This window comes from Flammeovirga sp. SubArs3 (assembly GCF_947387565.1).
Classification (GTDB): Bacteria; Bacteroidota; Bacteroidia; order Cytophagales; family Flammeovirgaceae; genus Flammeovirga; species Flammeovirga agarivorans.
This window is the reverse complement of the sequence record NZ_CANDOA010000002.1, coordinates 219,927-239,795: the sequence shown is the minus strand read 5'-3', so window position 1 is coordinate 239,795 and position 19,869 is coordinate 219,927. Positions and strand designations below refer to the sequence as shown.

Below are 19,869 nucleotides of genomic sequence, written 5' to 3'. Positions count from 1 at the left end.
TAGAAGTATGTACCTCTAGGCTTTCGTCTAATTTATCGTATTATATTTTAGTGTAACTAAAACAAAATTTTATATGAAATGAATGTCTCTTATAATTTCTTCAATCCCTTTAATTCTGCTTTGTCTTTTGCTTCTACGATGCTGATTGCATAACCACCACCTGGAGCACAGAATTGAGATAATTTCGATTTAGAAGTCACTACATATTTCTTAATCTCATACGCTTGAGGATTGTCTTTGTAATGAGCATCTTTCGCATCGCTATATACTGTAGCGATATATTTTTTATCAGCGTCTAAGAAATCAAATTTGATATTTGATGTACGCTTTTCTTCATCGTTTGTTCTACCTACAAACCAGCTAGAAGAACCTTTTTCTTTACGAGCGTAAGTGATAAAGTCACCTGGTTCAGCTTCCAATACTAATGTCTCATCCCAATCGATAGCAACATCTTTAATGAATTGGAAAGCATCCATAAACTTCTCATAATGCTGAGGAAGGTCTGCAGCCATTTGTAATGGAGAGTACATAGTAACATATAGTGCCAATTGACGAGCTATTGTAGTACGTACATAAGAAGTTCTGCTTGGATCGTACTCACTGATATCTGTTACAAAGATACCTGGAGTGTAATCCATAGGACCACCAATTAATCTTGTAAATGGAAGAATCGTAGTATGATCTACATTGTTTCCTACAAACGCTTCATATTCTGTACCTCTTGCAGATTCGTTACCAATTAAGTTAGGGTACGTTCTTGAAAGACCTGTTGGACGTACAGCTTCGTGTGCATTAACCATGATTTTATAATCAGCGGCTTTTTTAACGGCATGCAAGTAGTGGTTATTGATCCACTGTGAGTAGTGGTGTTCACCTCTTGGTAAGATTGGTCCTACATAACCAGATTTTACTGAGTTATAACCATTATCTACCATAAACTGATAAGCTTGATCCATATGACGTTCGTAGTTTCTTACTGAACCTGAAGTCTCATGGTGCATCATCATTTTGATACCTTTTGATTTTGCATAGTCTCTGATTTCTTCAACATCAAAATCAGGGTAAGGAGTTACAAAGTCGAAAACATAGTCTTTTGATTTACCAAACCAGTCTTCCCAACCTTCGTTCCAACCTTCTACTAATAAAGCGTCGAATCCATGCTCTGAAGCAAAGTCAATATATCTTTTTACATTCTCTGTATTTGCTGCATGCTTGCCATTTGGCTTAGTTTTAGAATAATCTGTAACACCTAAATGTACTGAGTGAACATCATCAGTGTAAGCCCAAGAGCTCATACCTGTAATCATTTCCCACCATACACCCATGTATTTTACTGGCTTAATCCATGAAGTATCTTCGATAGCTACTGGCTCATTTAAGTTTAATGTGATGCTTGATAATAAGATATCACCTGCATTGCGGCTAGCAATTACAGTTCTCCAAGGAGTAGAACGAGGTGCTTGCATATAACCTTTTACACCTTGAGCGTCTGGAGTTAAGTGCGATTCGAATACAAAAGTTTTATCATCTAAATCTAAGTGCATTGTAGAATATTCCACACAAGCAGCTTCATGAAGGTTGATGTAAATACCATCATCTGATTTCAACATTAATGACGTTTGAACACCTGTTTCTGAGAAACCTTCTTGAGAAACGTTTCCAGTGTATGCATTTTTCATTAAACCTCTGATTTCAGAAAGCTTAGAAGTAGTATAGTCATACTCCTGAGTATCGTAATCACCTGGAATCCACCATGCTTTATGGTCCCCAGTCATCGCAAACTCTGTATGCTCTTCTTCAATGACAAAGTATACTAAGCTAGATTGTTCAGGAAACTCATAACGGAAACCTAAACCATCATCGAACAACCTGAAACGAATGTTCATTTTACGGTTCGTAGATGTTTGATCTAATGATACTAATAATTCATTGTAGTGATTTCTAATTTCCTTGAACTCACCCCAGATTGGTGTCCAAGTTTCATCGAACGTTGATTCTGCTGTATCTACAACTTTGAACCCTTCGATTAAATTATCTTCATTGATTAATGATAAACCAAGTTTACTCTCTTTAACGATAGGCTCACCATCCATTTGTAATTGATAAGTAGGTGTTCCTTTAGCGTCTAACTTGAACTCCATTGTAAAGTTTCCACTTGGAGACTTTAATGTCTGAGCATTCAAGAATGAAACTGCAAAGACAGCAATTAGTAAAGTAATGATCTGCTTTTTCATATCTATAATAATAAGTCTAATTGTTTGTTCATTTCCAACACTGCAAAACTAGTGTATTGATTACACACAACAATGGCAAAGTTGTTAGAAAGTAGTTAAATTAAAAACACAAAATACTGAATAACAACATTTTAATATATATAAAAAAAGCATAAAAAGTAGTTGATATTTTATAAAAACAAGGCAAACATCACTACTTCATGGGGTAAATTCAATAGCAAACAGATTAAATAAGTGTAAAATGGTATTTTTTGTTATCACTTTGATTTAGTTTCATTTATCCACCTATCTTCATTAATTCTATTTCAAATTGGTCTCTTCCTGCCTTAGCATTGTTCCTTGCTTTTGTTCGATAGTTATAGATTGTAGTAATTGAATACCTTAAGAACTCCGCTATTTGAGAACTTTCCTCAATGCCTAACCTTACTAAAGCAAATACTCTAAGTTCGGTATTTAAAAGTTCATTTTTCTTTAAAGTAATCTGAGCATCTTCAATCATTAATTGATTATAATCTTCCACAAAATGGGGATATAATTTCAAGAAGGATTCATCGAAATCTTTATAAAAAACTTTCAATTCTGTATCAACAACATCTTTAGATTTTAGAAGCTTCAAAACTTCTTCTTTTGGGCTTTTGTTGGCCTTCCTTAATAATGTTCTTCTGTAATCATCCATTTTCCCGATGTACATTGAACATAGTTTTAGATACCTGGTAATTGACTCCTCTTGTCTTAAATTAAAAGAGCGCAATTGATCATTGATAGCCTCTACTTGCTCTTTATTGGTTTGTAGCTCTTCATTCAATTCACTCAACTGACTGTTTTTATCACTCACTTCCTGATTTGAATGCTCTAACTTTTTCTTCTGTTTCAAAAAGAAAAACAATAAAGAAAAAGTAATCAATAGTAAAATAGAACTTACCGTAACAAACCATCTCATGATCTGACTTACTTTATCTCTATTGGCTTGATAAGAAGTATCGATTAAGGGCAGAATTTCAAGTACCTCATAGCGTCTAAGTTGCGTATTACTTTCTAATGCATCATCTAAGGCTATTTTTATGTATTTATAAGCTCTTTTAATCTCTCCAAGCTTATATAACTCTACTGCAAGTTCTCTTAATGAAGCATGTTCTTTTACTCCATTTAATACATCTGATTCTGTAGATAGAATTAGGTAATGTATCTTTTTATTCACATCTCCCAATCGCCCGTATGTATCTCCTAGTGTATAAGCTGTAGGTGCAAAAATTCTATCATCTTGTTGTACACTTGAAAGTAATTTATTTAGAACTACAATAGCTTCATTAAGCTTACCTTCATCTTTTAGGAGCTCAGCTTTAGACAATAAGTAAGAAATACTGTTCGGAGATGCTGTATTTTTGATACCATTTTCAAAATACCTCCATCGTTTTCTATATACTTTAGTGATATTATCATCCAGATTTAATAGCGTTAGAGTATTATACAGATGAGCATTGATAGAATAATAATCGATCACATTGCTCCCTAACGAGTCTTCATCTTTATATCTATTCAAAATCATCATGCTTTCATGGTATAAGCCCACAAGAGCATAGGACTGAGCAAGTACGATATCTGCTTTAATTTGATAGTTTTTATCTTCTATCTCTTTCGCTATATCATCCACTTTTAAAGCATAAGTCAATGATGAATCCGAATTGTATGGAAGATATTGTTGGGTTATCTGATATAATACATCAAACTGGTCCTTTTTATTTTTTACTGAACGTAATGTAATTTTTAGCTGCTTAATACTTTCAATTCTCTTTTGAAGGTAAACGTCTCTTTCTTCTAGTAACTCATCGAGTTTTGAAAACTCATTATCAGCTACTACAGGAAGACCTAAAAGGATAACAAAAACTAGAAAGAATATATATTTGAAAGTATTCATATGGTATCGATTTGCTAGTACAAAGTTAAAAATTTAGGGCACAAAAAAAGAGACTCCTTATAGAATCTCTTTTTCCAAATGGTTATGCTAACCTTCATTAATGTTTTTCTTACTTTACTTAATAATGGAGTATCAGTGAGACCTCCTTATTACTTTTTTCTCCAGGTTCGTAATGTCCGTTTTGAACCAAAGTACAATGTCAATAATAATAATCGTATCTATTTCATTTCCATATTCACTGTTAAACAATAATAGAGGGAAATTGCGTTTCTAGCGTGTCAGTACACAAAAAACGAGTGCCACTTCATAAAATGACACCCGTTTTCTATAAAAAAATCACTATTTCATCCAATTATTAGTGTTCTACTGTTGTTAATTCTTCTGATGGACCAAAAAACTCAAAATTGATTTGCCCCTCTTTTACTCCCAATACAGTCAATGCATTTAGCACTGCTTTCATAAAAGGTTTTGGACCACAGAAATAATATTCTGCCTCAGAATAATTTTCTACTAGTTCTGCAATTAATGCTGCATCTACCAATCCTTTTCTTTCCATTTTATCCTCAGGTAAGTTGTCTGAATATATATAAGTAGATGAGATATTGGAATGTGTTCTTGTTAGCTCATTTACCTCACTTTTAAATGCATGTGATTTACTTGATTTTGCAGCATGGATCCAATTGATTTTTCGAGTAGAATGAGTAGCTACTAAATGCTCCAACATCGATAACATTGGGGTTACTCCAACTCCACCACTTAATAAAACTACATCTTTATTGGATTTCTCATTTAAATAAAAATCGCCAGCGGGTATACCCACCTCTATGATATCACCTTCCAATACATGATCATGAAGAAAATTCGAACCAATACCATTGGGTTTATCTCCCTGTCCTACTTCTCTTTTCACTGAAATTCGATAATACTCTTTTCCTGGGGCATCACTTAGAGAGTAGTTTCTCATATTCACATGGCTATGTTCTTCACCCTTTAACTTTACAGCAATATATTGGCCAGGATTAAATTGTAATAATTGTCCGGAAACAGGCTGTAAATAGAAAGAAGTAATCTCGTCTGACTCTTCTATTTTTTTAGTTACAGTAAAATCACGGAAACCTACCCAGCCTCCATCTTCACTGATTTTTTCATTGTAAATATCTCCTTCTCTTTTTACAAATACACTGGCTAAAATACCGTAAGCATCTGTCCATGCTTCTATAATATCAGGAGTAGCTGCTTCGCCTAAAACATCTTTTATTGCTTGAATAAGGTGTTTTCCTACAATAGTATATTGAGCTGGTTGAATACTTAAACTTGCATGCTTTTGAGCAATACGCTCTACTGCTGCCGATAACATAGGTAAATTATCGATATAAGTCGCATAACCCAATATTGCCCCTGCCAATACTTTGGGTTGAGTACCTTCGGCTTGATGAGCCATATTAAATACGTTTTTTAATTCAGGGTTATGTTGAAACATCAACTTATAGAAATGTGAAGTGATGGCAACACCATGTTCTTGAATGACAGGGGCTGTTGCTTTTACTATATCAATAGTTTTCTGATTTATACTCATAATGTTTTTTATTTGGTTGGATTGTTTTAATTATATCAAGAATTATCACTCCTATGAGGACTGGAAAAAATAGATATCCATACCCTAATGCGTGAATTTTTTGTCCTCCATAAACTGCGATATAAGCGGTAGCACCTCCGGGAGGGTGAACGATATCGAAAAATACCATCACTCCGATTGATATACCGACCGCTAATGCAACGGCTATTTGTGGGCTAATTGAGTAAAAAAGAGAATAACTACTGACCCCAATAAATGCAGAAGAAAGATGTCCTAAATACATATTCTTTCTCTTTACCAAAGGGCTATCACTAGCTGCAAACAATAAAACAGCAGTTGCACCAAAAGCTCCTGTTAGCAGTACAGACTGTTGATCAAAATATGAATTAAGTAAAGCCAAAATGCTTATTCCGATAAAACTATATGTACCTGATTGAATTGCTGTTTTATAATTTTTCATCTTTTCCTGATTACCTACAGTACAAAGATGAAAGAGCGGTATACTTTAATTCTTGCTAATATTCTATCCAAAACCTGATATATATCAGAAAATAAAAGCCAGCCACTTATATAAATAAATGACTGACTAATGTTATTGAATCTACGATTCTATATTGAACTACTATTTAAAACATATTATTGCTTGATCAGCTTACGTACCGTTTTCTGTTCCCCTACTTTTAGGTTCACAAGATACATTCCTGCTTTCAAGTTTAAATCTGATACTTTTAGGTTATGAATACCTGATGAAACTTTAAACTCTTGATATGGATGTACCACCTGACCACTAAGATTAATAATTTGTACTCCTACTTCAGAAGCTGTCGGCAGTTGCAAAGTGATATAAAAATTATTTTGAATAAGCGTAGGATAGATCATGATATCTCTTTCCAAATCTAATGATGAAGTCACTCTACTACCACTTAATTCAGGGTCCGTATCATACCATTGACCATTCATATACCAACCTTCTTGGCTTCTTGTTAGATCCACTGTCTGATTTCCATTACCATCATGGAATAAAAGGTTCGTAGAAATTATGTTTGGAATAGTGTAACTAAACCATCCATTGCCATCGTTTGACATTGCAACTCCAGGCCAATTTGAACTTGATCCATCTGAAGCTCCCCAATAATGAAGTGAAGCGTTAGACCAATCTGTTTTGAAATGAACTGTTAGACCTGGAACAGGGTGATCTCCAAAATCAGGATTACTATCGTACCATTGACCGTTTTCATACCAGCCATCTTTTCCTCTAGTTAAATCTCCTGTTTGGTCTCCATTACCATTATTGAATATTAGGCTTGTAGATGTTACTTCAGCAGGGAAAGTAAAGCTATACCAATTTCCTTCTTGAGCCATAGATACTCCTGGCCAAGTCGCATTTGCTATACTTCCTGAAGGGAATGCATTCCAATGGTAGATATTAGAATAGCCTTTTACATAAACTGTAAATCCTTCAACTGGTTGTTCTACCTCAACTACTGTAAAGTTCGCAACGCTTACTGCAGAACTATTTCCTGCTTCATCTACAGCTATTGCTGAAACGGTAGTGTTTTCAGTAACTGTTAAACTCACATTTTGAGTTGATGATAAAGAAGCTGTAGTTGGAGTACTTCCATCGGTAGTGTAATATATAGTTAGTAAACCTTGGCGATCATCAGAGGCCGAAATAGATACAGTGCCACTATTTGTAAATTCAGCTCCACTTGGAGAAATATTTACTGTAGGTGAAGTGACATCCGGTGAGGTGATTGGTTCATCTATCCAACCGTTATCATACCAAACATCTCCACAAATATTCATCTCATCACCTGTCACTTTGTTTCCATCACAAAGTAAAATCAAGTTGGTACAAGTACCATCAATAGTATATTCGTAAAAACCAGGGTATTTCGAAGAAACATACATAGATTCTCCTGGCCAAGTTGTAGCATCATTCCCATCAACATTCCAGAAGTAAATCGCAGGACTAGCACATTCCGTTTTAAAATATACTGTCATTCCTCCTTCTATTACAGGAATTTCAGGTACAGTATAAGAGATCATTTCTATCTCTGATTGGCCTGCAGAATTAATCGCTATGGCTTTTAAAATAATCGTCTCTCCTTCTGCACCAGTTAAAGTAATCGATGAGGTATACTGCTGTGATGTAGATGAAGGATTGGTACCATCTAACGTATAATAAATAACTCCATTATTTGTTGCCGATAATGATACTTGTGCTCCATTTAAAGAGCTACTTAAAACAGGAGGTTGTTCCGTTTGAGGTCCACAATCTGGGCATTGGTTATGCCATGTAGTGCCATCAAACCAACCATTACTACTTCTAGACAAGTCATCCGTTTTATTTGAACCGTTATCACTGAATAATAGATTTACAGATTCGGTTTCTTCAAATACATATTTATACCAATCTCCATCATATTGTTCCATACTTGGTCCAGGCCAGTTACTAGGTGCTAAAGCTCCTGCAGGGGTTTCACTCCAATAATGTACATTGACATTCCCCCAATTAGAAGGTTTTTTAAAGTACACTTCTAAGCCCTGAACTTCTCCAATTCTATAATTAAATGATGTGACTGAAGATGTATTTCCATCGCTATCTATCGCTAACGCTCTAATCTCTGTATCCTCAGTAACAGCAATCGTTGATGTATACTTTTGTGATGAAGTGGTAGGAGTACTACCATCTGTTGTATAATATATACTGTAAGGTCCGCCTGCTCCCAATGTTGCTGAAAGTGATACATTCACAGGATCTAAATACCTTTTTGGTTCAGGGGAAGCGGTTACAAATGGTAGCGAAGGTCCACCAACACCTGGTTGGAAGTAACCTAAACCATTTCCTCCAATCATACCAGGGCCGTTTAATACAAATACTGCTGCTGAAGCAGACTCTACAGTACAGTTTAAAGTTCCATTGGCGACCACAACTTCTGCTCCTGTAACAGCATCTCTATAAACGCCATTTGTTAAGCCTGTAAAGTTGAAAGTTGCTGCTCCGTCTTTTGCTAAGCCTACAGCTACTTCACTATCCCCGTAAACTCTAACGTAACCTACGCCATTTCCACCGTTATCGCCATTCCATCGCCATTCCCCTTTTTGTAATGCAGGAATAGCTTTACGCATAGCGTTTAATTTTTTGATATGTTGATAGATTTTATGACTTGGCGCTTGGTCCATTACATTACCATAATATGCTCTACCTGTTTCATTGATCGACTTCTTGATTCCTTCTGCATCATGGATATCTGCATATGCTCCAGACATAAAGCGCATTTCTGTACCATAGTATACAATAGGAATACCTCTCCATGTAAACATAAAGTTCAGACATGCTGCAAGGTTCTCATCTGTTCCCCCATACCTTTTATTCCAATCGTTATTAGGACCAAAATCATGATTATCTAGCCATAATAGGTTGGTTGATGGATCTGCATATAAATGATCATATCTATCTGCAGCTTTTACACCTGAAAAACTTCCACCATACTCAAATGGATCATGAAAACTAGCTTCAGCATAAAAGTCAATAACAGCCATACCTGACGGATCAGAAGCATTCGTAGCTCCTCTCCAAGTATACCAGTGAGGGTTAATTTCTTCAATACTATGCAACTCATGTCTTTTTTGAGCCACTTCTCCGAAAACGAATAGATCTGGGTTAATCGCTTTAAAAGCATCCAAGAAATATAAAACATCTTCTTTACTCATGTGTTTGATGGTATCCCAACGGAAAGCATCAACACCCATTTCAATAAATGTCTTGTAAGCATTTACTAAATACTCTCTTACTACAGGGCTACTTGTGTTTAAATCTGGAGTATCTCCTGCTAATGCTCTATTGTATAAGTTTTCAGTATCATCCCAACCTTGGGCAAAACCATTTCCAGAATGATGATACCATTCAGGATCTGAAGTATCCACATAGGATTGAGTAGATGGCCAGTTATACAACTTAAGATTTTCATTATAAGGTGCAGGCATTGTTGGAATATTCGCTCTACTCCAAATAAGTCCATCGTCGGGGTTTGGTGTCATTCCATCATACTCCCAATTTGGATTAGGTTGCAATGGATTTCCATTTAGATCTTGCCCCCAAACTTGAGAAGTATCAGTATTATATTTGATTTCAGCTAAACCCTTGATACCAAATCTACCAGCATGGTTAGTAACAACATCAAGAACAATTTTCATGTCTCTAGCATGTACCTCGTTGATTAAATCTTGGAAAGTAGCTCCTGGAGATTCCAATCTAGGATCTACTTTAGTGAAATCATAAGCATGGTAACCATGGTAATCCAAAGGACTCCAATTTTGTACAATCGGTGTGATCCAAATGGCTGTAAACCCTAAATCTTGGATATAATCCAATTTATCAATCAGTCCCTTGAAATCACCTTTCCAAGTTACGTCACTAGGATCTGTAATTTGAGGATTGACCTCCGGATCGGGATTGTACGAACTCCATTCATTTGGTCGGTTGTTAGAAGGGTCGCCATCAAAAAAACGTGTCGTTAGAAGGAAGTAAATGGTTTCTTCTCTAAAGTCGTTTTGTGCCAATAGAGAAGTAATACTCATACTCCAAAACATGGAAAGTAAAAGTATTAATCGAGTACATTTCATTTTCATACTTTAATTTTTGTAGTTGGTTGTAATAATTCGTTGGGAAAAAATCGTAGTTAAATCACCTAAACTCTGTCATTGAAAAGTTACACTTGCAAATACGGGATAAGATTATTTTAAAGCGTGCTGATTGATGAAAATGAGGTATTGAGGAGTATTGGTACGGGGCGAAGCATAAAATGGTACGTCAGAAAAAAGCTAAATATCAACAATCACAACAACGAATACGACACTATTAAGAGAATGAAAAACAATTGAATTAGATATATTTTGGCTACTTTATGTCTATTTGTATTACCATATTTAAAATTCTAAGTAGTCGAGTAAAAATCAATAATGAATGACAACTAAAAATATTTCTATAAATGATAAATAAGGTACTATTCCATTCCGTACCAATAACTTATTATGATATCAAAAACATATTTTCAGTCAATGAATAAGAGTTATATCAATAAAAAGTAATTATTTTAAAGTAAGGGAACTGTTGGTAGTTCCTTTAAAAGGATGTTTTTTTTTATACATTTGCAGCATACCAATAATAATTAAACTTCATGAGTAAAATCTTATCTAAAGCATTATGCCTGACGTTAGGTGTCGGTACAATGCTTGCGACTTCATGTAACTCGCCTCAATCATCTGAATCAGATACTACCGAAGCAGCTTTAGACTTGTCAAATATGGATAAGTCTGTAAACCCAGGAGACGACTTCTATGCATTCGCTAATGGTGGATGGATGAAAAAAGCAGAAATCCCTGCTGATAGAGGTAGATGGGGTAGCTTTGATGAACTAAGAGAAAGAAATGAGAAAGCAACTTTAAAAGTTTTAAAAGAAGCGGCGACATCTTCATCACTAAAAAAAGGATCTGACCAAGAAAAAGCTGTTTTCATGTATGAAAGCGGTATGGATTCTGCAAAAATTGAATCTCTAGGAGCTTCACCTATCCAACCTTATTTAGCTAAGGTAGATGGTATCAAGAATTTAAAAGATCTTCAAAAAGTTCTTCAAGAACTTCACCTTTCAAGTACTTCTGTATTCTTTGGTCCTGGTGTATTCCAAGATTTGAAAAATTCTGAAATTCAATCACTGTATTTAGGATATGCTGGTTTGGGTCTTCCAAACAAAGACTATTACACTAAAGACGATGATGCATCAAAAGAAAAAAGAACTCAATACATACAGCATATTGAAAATATGATGTCGATGATTGGCGTATCTGGTGCTTCACAAAAGATTTTTGATCTTGAAAACTCTTTAGCGGAATTCAATATGACTCCAGTGGAAGAGCGCGATCCAAGGTCACAATACAATCCAATGTCGATTAGCGACTTGCAAAAAGAGTGTAAAACAATTAATTGGAAAGAGTATTTAGCTTACATTAATGTACCTGCAGATACTATTATTGTTAATCACCCTATCTACTTCCAAAAGTTAGATGGTATTTTAAAATCTACTTCTATATCTACTATTAAAAATTACTTGAAGTGGCATATCGTTCATGAAGCAGCTCCTTATTTAAGTAGCGATTTCGTTAATGAAAGCTTTGACTTCTATGGTAAAAAAATGCGTGGTTTAGAAGTGAACCGTCCAAGATGGAAACGTGTTTTAGGTACTACAAATGGTACTTTAGGTTTTGCATTAGGTAAATTATATGTAGAAACAGAATTCCCTGCCGAAGCTAAAGAAAAAGCAGAGAAAATGGTCAATAATATTAAGCAGGCTTTCTCAGAAAGAATCAATAACCTTGATTGGATGAGTGCTGAAACAAAACAAAAAGCACAAGAGAAATTAGCAAGCTTCACTGTAAAAATTGGTTACCCTGACAAGTGGGAGACTTATGAAGATTTAGAAATCTCTAAAGATGCATACTTTCAAAATATCGTAAACTCTAGTGTTTATGAGTTTAAGAAGAACATGAAAGAGTTCGGTAAGCCTGTAGATAAAACTAAATGGGGTATGACTCCTCAAACGGTAAATGCTTATTACAACCCATTATATAATGAGATTGTATTCCCTGCAGCGATTCTTCAACCACCTTTCTATAATTACAAAGCTGATGAAGCAGTAAACTATGGTGGTATTGGTGCTGTGATCGGTCATGAAATTTCTCACGGATTTGATGATTCAGGTCGTAGATTTGATGCTCATGGCGAAATGAAAGATTGGTGGACACATGAAGATGGTGAAACTTTCCAAGGAAAAGCGAAGATGGTTGTAGACCAATACAACGCTTATTATCCATTAGAAGATTTACATATCAACGGTGAGTTAACACTGGGCGAAAATATCGCAGATATTGGTGGTGTTGCTGTTGCTTACGATGGTTTACAACGCTACTTAGAAATGCAACCAGAAAAGCCAGGTATGATTGATGGTTTCACACAAGAACAACGTTTCTTCCTATCATGGGCAACAATCTGGAGAACAAAATCTAGAGAAGAAGCATTAAGAAATCAAATTATGTCTGATCCACACTCACCTGGTCAATATAGAGCTACAGGTCCTTTATCAGACTTTGATCCTTTCTATGAGGCATTCAATGTTGTTGAAGGTGATTCAATGTATGTTGCTCCTAATGACAGAGCTAAAGTTTGGTAGTCCTTATTTAAACAATATTATCGTTGTTTAAAAACCAAAGCCCTCTACCGTTTTGTACAGTAGAGGGCTTCTTTTATTTTTTTAGAGGTAATTGCCAAGGCTGCCATTTTATCACATCTCCAATTTTTGTGATCATCTGATTTCCTCCCAAAACAAATACTCCAACAATAAACATTATATCAGTCCCTATAGATAAATAAAGAAGGTTTTCTCTTATAAAGGGCATTTCAAAAAGGTTAGGAATATACCCAGGTATTACCAAAAGGATAAACCAAATCACTATACAAACAACACCTAATTTATATTGTGCAGAAGTTGCCGGATAGTTCTCTTCTGGTAATCCAAAAAGTTTTTTGACCTTTCCTTTTACTAGCTGTATTCCTTCTTTTCCTGCTAAAATCCCTCCTAATACGAACAGAATTTCAGGGCCTCCTACTAAAAAAAATGTAACAAGAGCGGCCGTTACTGTACTACTAAAACCTAACAAAGGCACAATTAACCCAAATACAGGACATATAAAACCTAAAATGATAAACCCTAAACCGATTTTACTTTTTAATGATGTTTTCATGACAATAATAGTTTGGTAGAAAAGAAAGTAACCCATCAAATCAATAAAGTTACTTTCTTTAAAAAATTATTTGTTGTTGAAACTCTCAGGTGTACGAACTGAGATTTCTTTTTCTCCGGTCTTAAATTTATTATAGACTAGTTTCTCCCATTCACTACCTTTTATCATACCTAAGTGGTCGTCAGTATGCGGTGTAATCCCTGTATCAAATACTTGAATGTAAATTGGGTTCGGATCAGCCTCGTGAAATGGTAAGTTCTGGTCTGCATAAGGGCAGTTACTTGCTACCAAATAAAGATCTTTTTCGCAATAAAATTCTAACCCTGTACCATCAGGAACTGAAGGACTCAAAAACATCTTCCCTCTTGTAACTCCTTCCTCATCAGGTATTATCTGATTGGGTTGGAAGATATTTAAATCATTTCTATCTGCTAAGAACTGCACCTTTTCCTTCCTTTCTTTTTCATCCTCAATAGCTACAATCGCTGGAATCCTATTTAGTGCCTGAATAAAGTTTTCATGGCAGCTATTCATATGTACAGCATCATTTCCATAAGCACACATATTGTATTCCTTACTACAATGAGCTGCAAAAAACATATGCTGTACCTTCATATTGTTATCAGGATCCTCTAAAAGTTCATAAGGATATTCGTCGGCAACAAGCGTTACAATCTTCTCCATAAACTTACTTTGAGTCCATAATGCACCATAGATTGATGGAGAAAAACCTGCTACTGCAGTTGTGCTAAGGTGATCACTCCATTGTTTTAAATCTGGTGTGAAAAATAAAATATCAGCAATTTGTGTTCTGCCATTATGTTGATGTGGTCTTTGCTCAATTCGAATCACCTGACCTGCTTTCGCATAAAAAGCATCTCCTGTATGTGGATGTAATGTTTCTTCGTATACTAACTTTCTTGTACCGTTTGATTTAGTAGCAATTACACTATCATAAAATTCAGTATTAGGCTTTACTCCTCTTGCAAATTGTTCTACTGGATCGATGTCGGCGTTATAACTATTATTACACATAATTGATAGATTTTTGATTGTGATTAATTCGTATTCACCAACATAGGCGAGAGATCTTTTTAAACTCCCTATACTATTAACCTTCGTTAACCACATCTATCATTTTATTGTTGAAAGGGGTGTAAGTATTAAGTCAAATAATCGATTTAAAAATCAAGACTTAAAAGGTATGTATACTAAAATTATTATGCACTGATGAGCCTTCAAATGAGAGAATATCAAAGCGTAGAATAAAAATCCAAAATTGAGTTAGGGATTTAGCAATAGTTACCGCATATGATAATGAAGATATTAAAATCAATTTATCAAAATAATTATTATCTATTATGTGTACTATTAAAGAAACACTTCGTAAAAAGTCTGACCAAATTGGAATTACAGGATCATTTATTTGTCTTGTCCATTGTATGCTTACCTCAGGCTTAATTATAGGTAGTTCATTAATGCAACATGGACATGAACATCATCATCATCATACATTAGATTTTTGGGGATTTGTTGATCTTTCCATGATTTTAGTAAGTGGAGTAGCTGTATGTTTCACTACAAAAAAGTGCCAACAGCATTTACATGCTAAAGTAATGTGGATTGCGTATTTGCTATATGTTATTACTTGTATTCTTAAGTACTTTGGATTTGAGCCTATGTGGTTAAGTGTCCTTTCTTACACTGCATCGATTGCATTAATAAGTCTTCATCTTAAAAATCTTTTTCACACTAAAAAAGTAGAAATAGTATAAGCCTTAACCATACACATCGTATGCTTTCCAAGACTGTTGAGCATCATCAACCGTCCAAGGGTAGTCTTTAGCAATCTCTCTCAGTATCTGTAAAAATTGAAGAACCGTAGAAGGACGTTCGTCTACATTGAAGCTGACACATTGAAAAAATAATTGTATTAGAGGAGTAGGTAAGTCCTTTCGATCAAATACTTCCTCGTTTAGCAATGTATCTATAGAGTCTACTCCTTGAAGCATCTTTTGTGATATTAATTCCACTATATATTTACCACTGAACATATTCAATCCTACTGCTCCTAAAGCATAAATATCCTGTCGTACATCTGCATTAAAAGGATCATGTAACCTTTCGGGAGCCATAAACATAGGAGTACCACCGATTCTATTTAATTTTGTGTGCTCTATAGTATTAACTTCTTTCACCAATCCGAAGTCCAGTAGTTTTACGGTATCAAAGGCTCCTCCTTGATTACACACCATAATATTTGCAGGTTTAATATCTCGGTGTAATAACCCTTTTTGATGTGCTTCCATCAAACTATACCCTACCTGTAAAAGGATATGAAGCCCTCTTCCAATTTCAATTTTCTTATTATGTATTAATAATTCTTCTAATGAAATCCCATGAAGATATTCCATCACATAATAAAACTGATTTTGGTGATTATGACCATAATCAAATACTCTAATTGTATTGGGGTGATGTAATGAAGCAGTGACCATCACCTCTTTTCTGAAACGATCTAAGGCATCAGTATCATTAAAACTCTTTTTCAACAATTTGATCGCCACAGGTTGCTTTAATAATTGATGTTCTCCTTTAAAAACTTCTCCAAATCCACCCTCTCCTATTTTTTCCAGAAGATGATATTGACCTAATTTCTGTAGTTTTTTATTCAATAAATTCAGTTGGAAATCTGTTTTAATGATTATTCCACCGAAAATCAATACTACCAAAACAGATAATAGGTAAGTCAGGTCAAAAAGGTGTACTGATTGATAAAATACAGATTGGCTTTGTTCATAAATTAGCCCAAATTCTTCTGAAGGAAACCAAACCCAAGAACCAACAACATCATTACCATTATAATCATAATAACTTTTTAATAGATGTCCTTTTAGAACTACAGGATCATGAGTGAGCTTTTCTTGGATATCTGAAAAAAGGGAAGTGGGTTCATTATTATACTTTAGTTTAACTTTTAATGGATCTGCTAAATAAGTATTGTCTCCATCATACTTTAGAGTACTACTTAAAATTTGACCATTTTTATTAAAAGCATAAACATTTGTTTCATCAAGAGTTAATGCATTTTCAAATAGACGGCTAAATGTCGCTTCTGAGGAAAGACTCATACTTAACACTCCAATATTATTTCCTTCAGAATAAACGGGTGTTGCAAAATGACATTCTGAAAAATAATTATCTATTGGGTTAGTCAATACATCTACTTGTTCGGAAAGTGTTAGTGGCGGTACAAACACTGTTTTTCCTTTAATTACCTCTAAATATTTTTTATACGCTCCATTACCTAACATTTGGCCATTTAAGATGGAAACTTTTGTTTTTTCACCAATTAGTCCTGTACTAATAAACGTTATCGGAGTATTAGCATGGATAATACTCATCCCTAACACCTGTTCACTCTTACTTAATTTTTTAAGTTCTTGGGTAAACTCTTCTAGTTGTGGAGAATTCGAGGTGAGGTATGCCTTTCCTTTTTTATTGTATTGTTCTAATAGCTCCTGACATAAAGATTGAACAATAGAAAGCTTAGCGAGATCCTTAATCTTCATTTTCTCACTTACCATCCAATGTTCTACGATCGAAGATTGAGAATTTAAAAAGGCTTGATGCTCTCTTAACTCACTATCAATTAATTTATTGCGAACAATGGTTCCATAGAAAAAACCGGCAATGACTAATAACAATACCAATGCAACAGTTAGCCAATTCTTCCTTTTTCGAAAAAAAGATTTTTTATCGATTTCATTAACTGATGATTGGGTAAGTTTCTTTTGTAAAAAAGAGGAATTAGTGATGTGTTCTTGTGTGTTAGAATTATTATCAGATTGTCCAAAGCTTTCCTTTTCCTTTACAAAAGATGTATACAGATTAAGGGTATACTCTCTTAAAGCTTCATCATTTTCTGTAGACTTATTAATGACAGATATGGCGTCTTCATAAGATAATTCCATTACCTGACCGAAGAGTTCTGAAGCCTTTACATGTAAATCGTCTGACATTATACTTCTTTAGTTAAAAAAATCTTTATCCATTGCTTTGCAACGGTCCAATCTACTTCAATGGTTTTGATAGATACACCTAATTCATCCGCGATTTCTTTCATTTTCATCCCCCCAAAAAATTTCATTTCTACAACCTTCGCCTGACGTTCATGTTTTTCGGCAAGGTGTTCTATAGCTTCGTCTAAAGCTAATGCCATATCTCCTTTTTCTGGGTGGAAAGCTACTACTTTTTCAAGATCAATTTTATGCCAATCACCTCCTCTTTTAGATGTGTTTTTAGAGCGGGCATGGTCTACTAATATTCTACGTATTGCCCTAGCACCCATGGCATAAAAATGTGTTTTCCCTTGCCACTCAATATTGTCATTATCCACTAAATTCATAAAAGCTTCATTGACCAATAAGGTAGGCTGAAGGGTATGACCTACTCTTTCTCTTTGGAATAGCTTTTCTGATATAAGATGTAGGTTATCATAGACTAAAGGATAAATTTTATCTGATCTGTCTAGGTCTGATTTATTATTTAATATCTGGGTGATATTGTTCTTTTCCATAGTAGAATGATAATAATTGAAGAGTGATTAAATGTAACAATATTTGTCGATATCTAATACAACAAATTCAAGTAAAATATAGCTTCAGCAGTTATTGACTGCTGAAAGCCATATTCACTGAAGAGGTTAGTCAATAGGTTTTGCAGTCATATCTTTAGAGTAGATTCTATCATAAATTCTATCCTCCCAGCCATGATTAATATTCAAATGATTTGATGAGTAAGGAAGTATCCCTGTATCCTCTACAGTAATATATACTGGATTAGGATCTGCTTCTGGAAACGGTAAAGCCTGATCCGCATAAGGGCAATTACTAACCACTACATAGCAATCTTTTTCTGCATAAAACTCAACACCTGTACCGTCAGGAACCTGAGGAGTTGGTGATAAAAAACACCTTGTTATACCGTTTTCATCTTGTCCAAATCTATTGCCTTGAAAGATATTAATATCATTTTTATCTGCGAAAAACTGTACTGTCTCTCGTCTCTTTTTTTCATCCTTTATTGCCTGAATAGCAGGAATTCTATTAAAACCATGAATGAAATTTTCTTGACAACTATTGACGTTCGCTTCTTTACCATGAGTCATCTCAATCCACTCAGGGCAACAATGTGCAGCAAAAAACATATGTGATGTGTCCTTATCATCTAGAAGTTCATATGGGAATTCGTCCGCTACTACAGTTGCTATTTTCTCCATATACTGGCTTTGTGTCCATACTCCAGAAAAGAGTTTTATATTTAACCCTTCTATTGGTCCATTATTTAAATGATCACTCCACTGTTTTAAATCTGGTGTGACAAATTGAACATCAAGAATTTGAGTTCTCCCATTATGTAAGCTAGGCTTTTGCTCGAATCTAATTACCTGTCCTTGCTTAACGGGAAAAGCATTTCCTGTATGAGGAAGAATCATATCTGAATAAATTTCTTTTCTACTCCCTTTAGTGTTTATCACTTGTTCATAGAAATCATAATTCACTTTACACTTTTCTTGATAGCTTTTTACTGGATCTACATCAGCTTGATAATTTGCTTTTACTTGATTTGAATTACACATAATTGAAGATTTTTTTGGTTCTTATTTCCTTTTCATCTTCATAGGCGTAATAATTAAATAAAACCCCTACCTAACCATTATTTTTTTCTACAAAAAAAGGTTGCCATTTCTGACAACCTTAAAGTTGGAACGAATATCACTTATTAGTGCTAATATCTTATTTGGACGAAACGATTATTCTAATTCTTCTTGAAAATATTGAATCACTTCTTCTTTATATATTAGTTTCATTTCGATGTTTTTAAAACCTGAAGCTAAAAATCGTTCTTGATTCACCTCTTTTATAAAATCACAGAATAAAACAAAGGAATTTCTCCCATCAAAAGTGATAGAATATTCATGATAATGATAAACGGTCCATCCTAATGAATTGGCCATCTTTTCTAAATCGACGTTTACCGTTACTACATCTTGATAATAAATCGCTTCTCCTACTTCAAAATCTTGGTTAAAATCGTTAACTACACTACTCTTTTCATCCTCTATATCTAACTTATTTTCAGCCTTAATCATCGCTGTAAATACTGTTGAAAAAAAGATAAATATCCCGATAAAGATTAGATGAAATTTTCTCATATTTTGATAAGATTATTTTAAATATTTGACTACTTATATCTAACATTAAAAAAAGTCACCTTAATTTTCGTTTATCTTCCTATTGAGTTACATCTCATATTGACGTATCTCTTTTTTCAAGTAATTT

Annotated in this window: 13 protein-coding genes; 2 read left to right on the top strand and 11 right to left on the bottom strand. The window is 34.4% G+C overall.

All coding sequences use genetic code 11. The features are described 5' to 3' along the window. Positions 1–89: 89 nt before the first annotated feature. The 5 genes from QL232_RS05505 to QL232_RS05485 form a co-directional block, all read right to left on the bottom strand. Positions 90–2,234 (bottom strand): glycoside hydrolase family 97 protein, encoded by a 2,145-nt coding sequence (locus tag QL232_RS05505; RefSeq protein ID WP_281613376.1) that lies wholly within the window; start codon positions 2,232–2,234, stop codon positions 90–92. 277 nt (positions 2,235–2,511) lie between these two features. Then, a complete protein-coding gene (locus tag QL232_RS05500) occupies positions 2,512–4,149 on the bottom strand; it encodes a DUF6377 domain-containing protein (RefSeq protein WP_281613375.1) in 1,638 nt (545 codons plus the stop codon). 355 nt (positions 4,150–4,504) lie between these two features. Next, complete coding sequence (hmpA, locus tag QL232_RS05495; protein WP_281613374.1) at positions 4,505–5,725, bottom strand: NO-inducible flavohemoprotein; 1,221 nt, start codon at positions 5,723–5,725, stop codon at positions 4,505–4,507. Further along, positions 5,700–6,125, bottom strand: a complete 426-nt coding sequence (locus QL232_RS05490; RefSeq protein WP_281613373.1) for an HPP family protein — start codon at positions 6,123–6,125, stop codon at positions 5,700–5,702. The genes hmpA and QL232_RS05490 overlap by 26 nt, the downstream gene beginning before the upstream one ends. Before the next feature lie 236 nt (positions 6,126–6,361). Beyond that, the gene (locus QL232_RS05485) at positions 6,362–10,360 is read right to left on the bottom strand and encodes a starch-binding protein (RefSeq protein ID WP_281613372.1); all 3,999 of its coding nucleotides are present in this window, start codon (positions 10,358–10,360) and stop codon (positions 6,362–6,364) included. A gap of 548 nt (positions 10,361–10,908) precedes the next feature. On the opposite strand from QL232_RS05485, the gene QL232_RS05480 reads away from it, so the two are divergent. Further along, positions 10,909–12,954 carry a M13 family metallopeptidase gene (locus tag QL232_RS05480; RefSeq protein WP_281613371.1) on the top strand — a complete coding sequence of 682 codons (2,046 nt, stop codon included), beginning with the start codon at positions 10,909–10,911 and terminating at the stop codon, positions 12,952–12,954. 73 nt (positions 12,955–13,027) lie between these two features. Here the strand turns inward: QL232_RS05480 and QL232_RS05475 are convergent, their stop codons facing one another. Further along, on the bottom strand, positions 13,028–13,525 hold the full coding sequence (locus QL232_RS05475) for a transporter suffix domain-containing protein (RefSeq protein WP_281613370.1): 498 nt from the start codon (positions 13,523–13,525) through the stop codon (positions 13,028–13,030). A gap of 66 nt (positions 13,526–13,591) precedes the next feature. Beyond that, positions 13,592–14,560 carry a DUF1989 domain-containing protein gene (locus tag QL232_RS05470; RefSeq protein ID WP_281613369.1) on the bottom strand — a complete coding sequence of 323 codons (969 nt, stop codon included), beginning with the start codon at positions 14,558–14,560 and terminating at the stop codon, positions 13,592–13,594. A 326-nt stretch (positions 14,561–14,886) separates the two neighbouring features. Here QL232_RS05470 and QL232_RS05465 point away from each other — a divergent pair, with 326 nt between their 5' ends. Beyond that, a complete protein-coding gene (locus QL232_RS05465) occupies positions 14,887–15,300 on the top strand; it encodes a MerC domain-containing protein (RefSeq protein ID WP_281613368.1) in 414 nt (137 codons plus the stop codon). A gap of 3 nt (positions 15,301–15,303) precedes the next feature. Here QL232_RS05465 and QL232_RS05460 read toward each other — a convergent pair whose 3' ends face one another. From QL232_RS05460 to QL232_RS05445, 4 genes are all read right to left on the bottom strand, one after another. After that, on the bottom strand, positions 15,304–17,547 hold the full coding sequence (locus tag QL232_RS05460) for a serine/threonine-protein kinase (protein WP_281613367.1): 2,244 nt from the start codon (positions 17,545–17,547) through the stop codon (positions 15,304–15,306). Then, positions 17,547–18,104: a sigma-70 family RNA polymerase sigma factor gene (locus tag QL232_RS05455; protein WP_168880439.1), complete on the bottom strand. Its 558-nt coding sequence runs from the start codon at positions 18,102–18,104 to the stop codon at positions 17,547–17,549. Before QL232_RS05455 ends, QL232_RS05460 begins: the two co-directional genes overlap by 1 nt. A gap of 126 nt (positions 18,105–18,230) precedes the next feature. Beyond that, positions 18,231–19,166, bottom strand: coding sequence for a DUF1989 domain-containing protein (locus QL232_RS05450; RefSeq protein ID WP_281613366.1), 936 nt, complete (start codon positions 19,164–19,166; stop codon positions 18,231–18,233). A 174-nt stretch (positions 19,167–19,340) separates the two neighbouring features. Then, positions 19,341–19,742 carry a hypothetical protein gene (locus QL232_RS05445; protein ID WP_168880437.1) on the bottom strand — a complete coding sequence of 134 codons (402 nt, stop codon included), beginning with the start codon at positions 19,740–19,742 and terminating at the stop codon, positions 19,341–19,343. Positions 19,743–19,869: the final 127 nt, after the last annotated feature.

Coding starts and splice junctions, on each gene's coding strand:
- QL232_RS05505 (WP_281613376.1), bottom strand. CDS start 2,234: ATGAAAAAGCAGATCATTACTTTACTAATTGCTGTCTTTGCAGTTTCA.
- QL232_RS05500 (WP_281613375.1), bottom strand. CDS start 4,149: ATGAATACTTTCAAATATATATTCTTTCTAGTTTTTGTTATCCTTTTA.
- hmpA (WP_281613374.1), bottom strand. CDS start 5,725: ATGAGTATAAATCAGAAAACTATTGATATAGTAAAAGCAACAGCCCCT.
- QL232_RS05485 (WP_281613372.1), bottom strand. CDS start 10,360: ATGAAAATGAAATGTACTCGATTAATACTTTTACTTTCCATGTTTTGG.
- QL232_RS05480 (WP_281613371.1), top strand. CDS start 10,909: ATGAGTAAAATCTTATCTAAAGCATTATGCCTGACGTTAGGTGTCGGT.
- QL232_RS05475 (WP_281613370.1), bottom strand. CDS start 13,525: ATGAAAACATCATTAAAAAGTAAAATCGGTTTAGGGTTTATCATTTTA.
- QL232_RS05470 (WP_281613369.1), bottom strand. CDS start 14,560: ATGTGTAATAATAGTTATAACGCCGACATCGATCCAGTAGAACAATTT.
- QL232_RS05465 (WP_281613368.1), top strand. CDS start 14,887: ATGTGTACTATTAAAGAAACACTTCGTAAAAAGTCTGACCAAATTGGA.
- QL232_RS05460 (WP_281613367.1), bottom strand. CDS start 17,547: ATGTCAGACGATTTACATGTAAAGGCTTCAGAACTCTTCGGTCAGGTA.
- QL232_RS05455 (WP_168880439.1), bottom strand. CDS start 18,104: ATGGAAAAGAACAATATCACCCAGATATTAAATAATAAATCAGACCTA.
- QL232_RS05450 (WP_281613366.1), bottom strand. CDS start 19,166: ATGTGTAATTCAAATCAAGTAAAAGCAAATTATCAAGCTGATGTAGAT.
- QL232_RS05445 (WP_168880437.1), bottom strand. CDS start 19,742: ATGAGAAAATTTCATCTAATCTTTATCGGGATATTTATCTTTTTTTCA.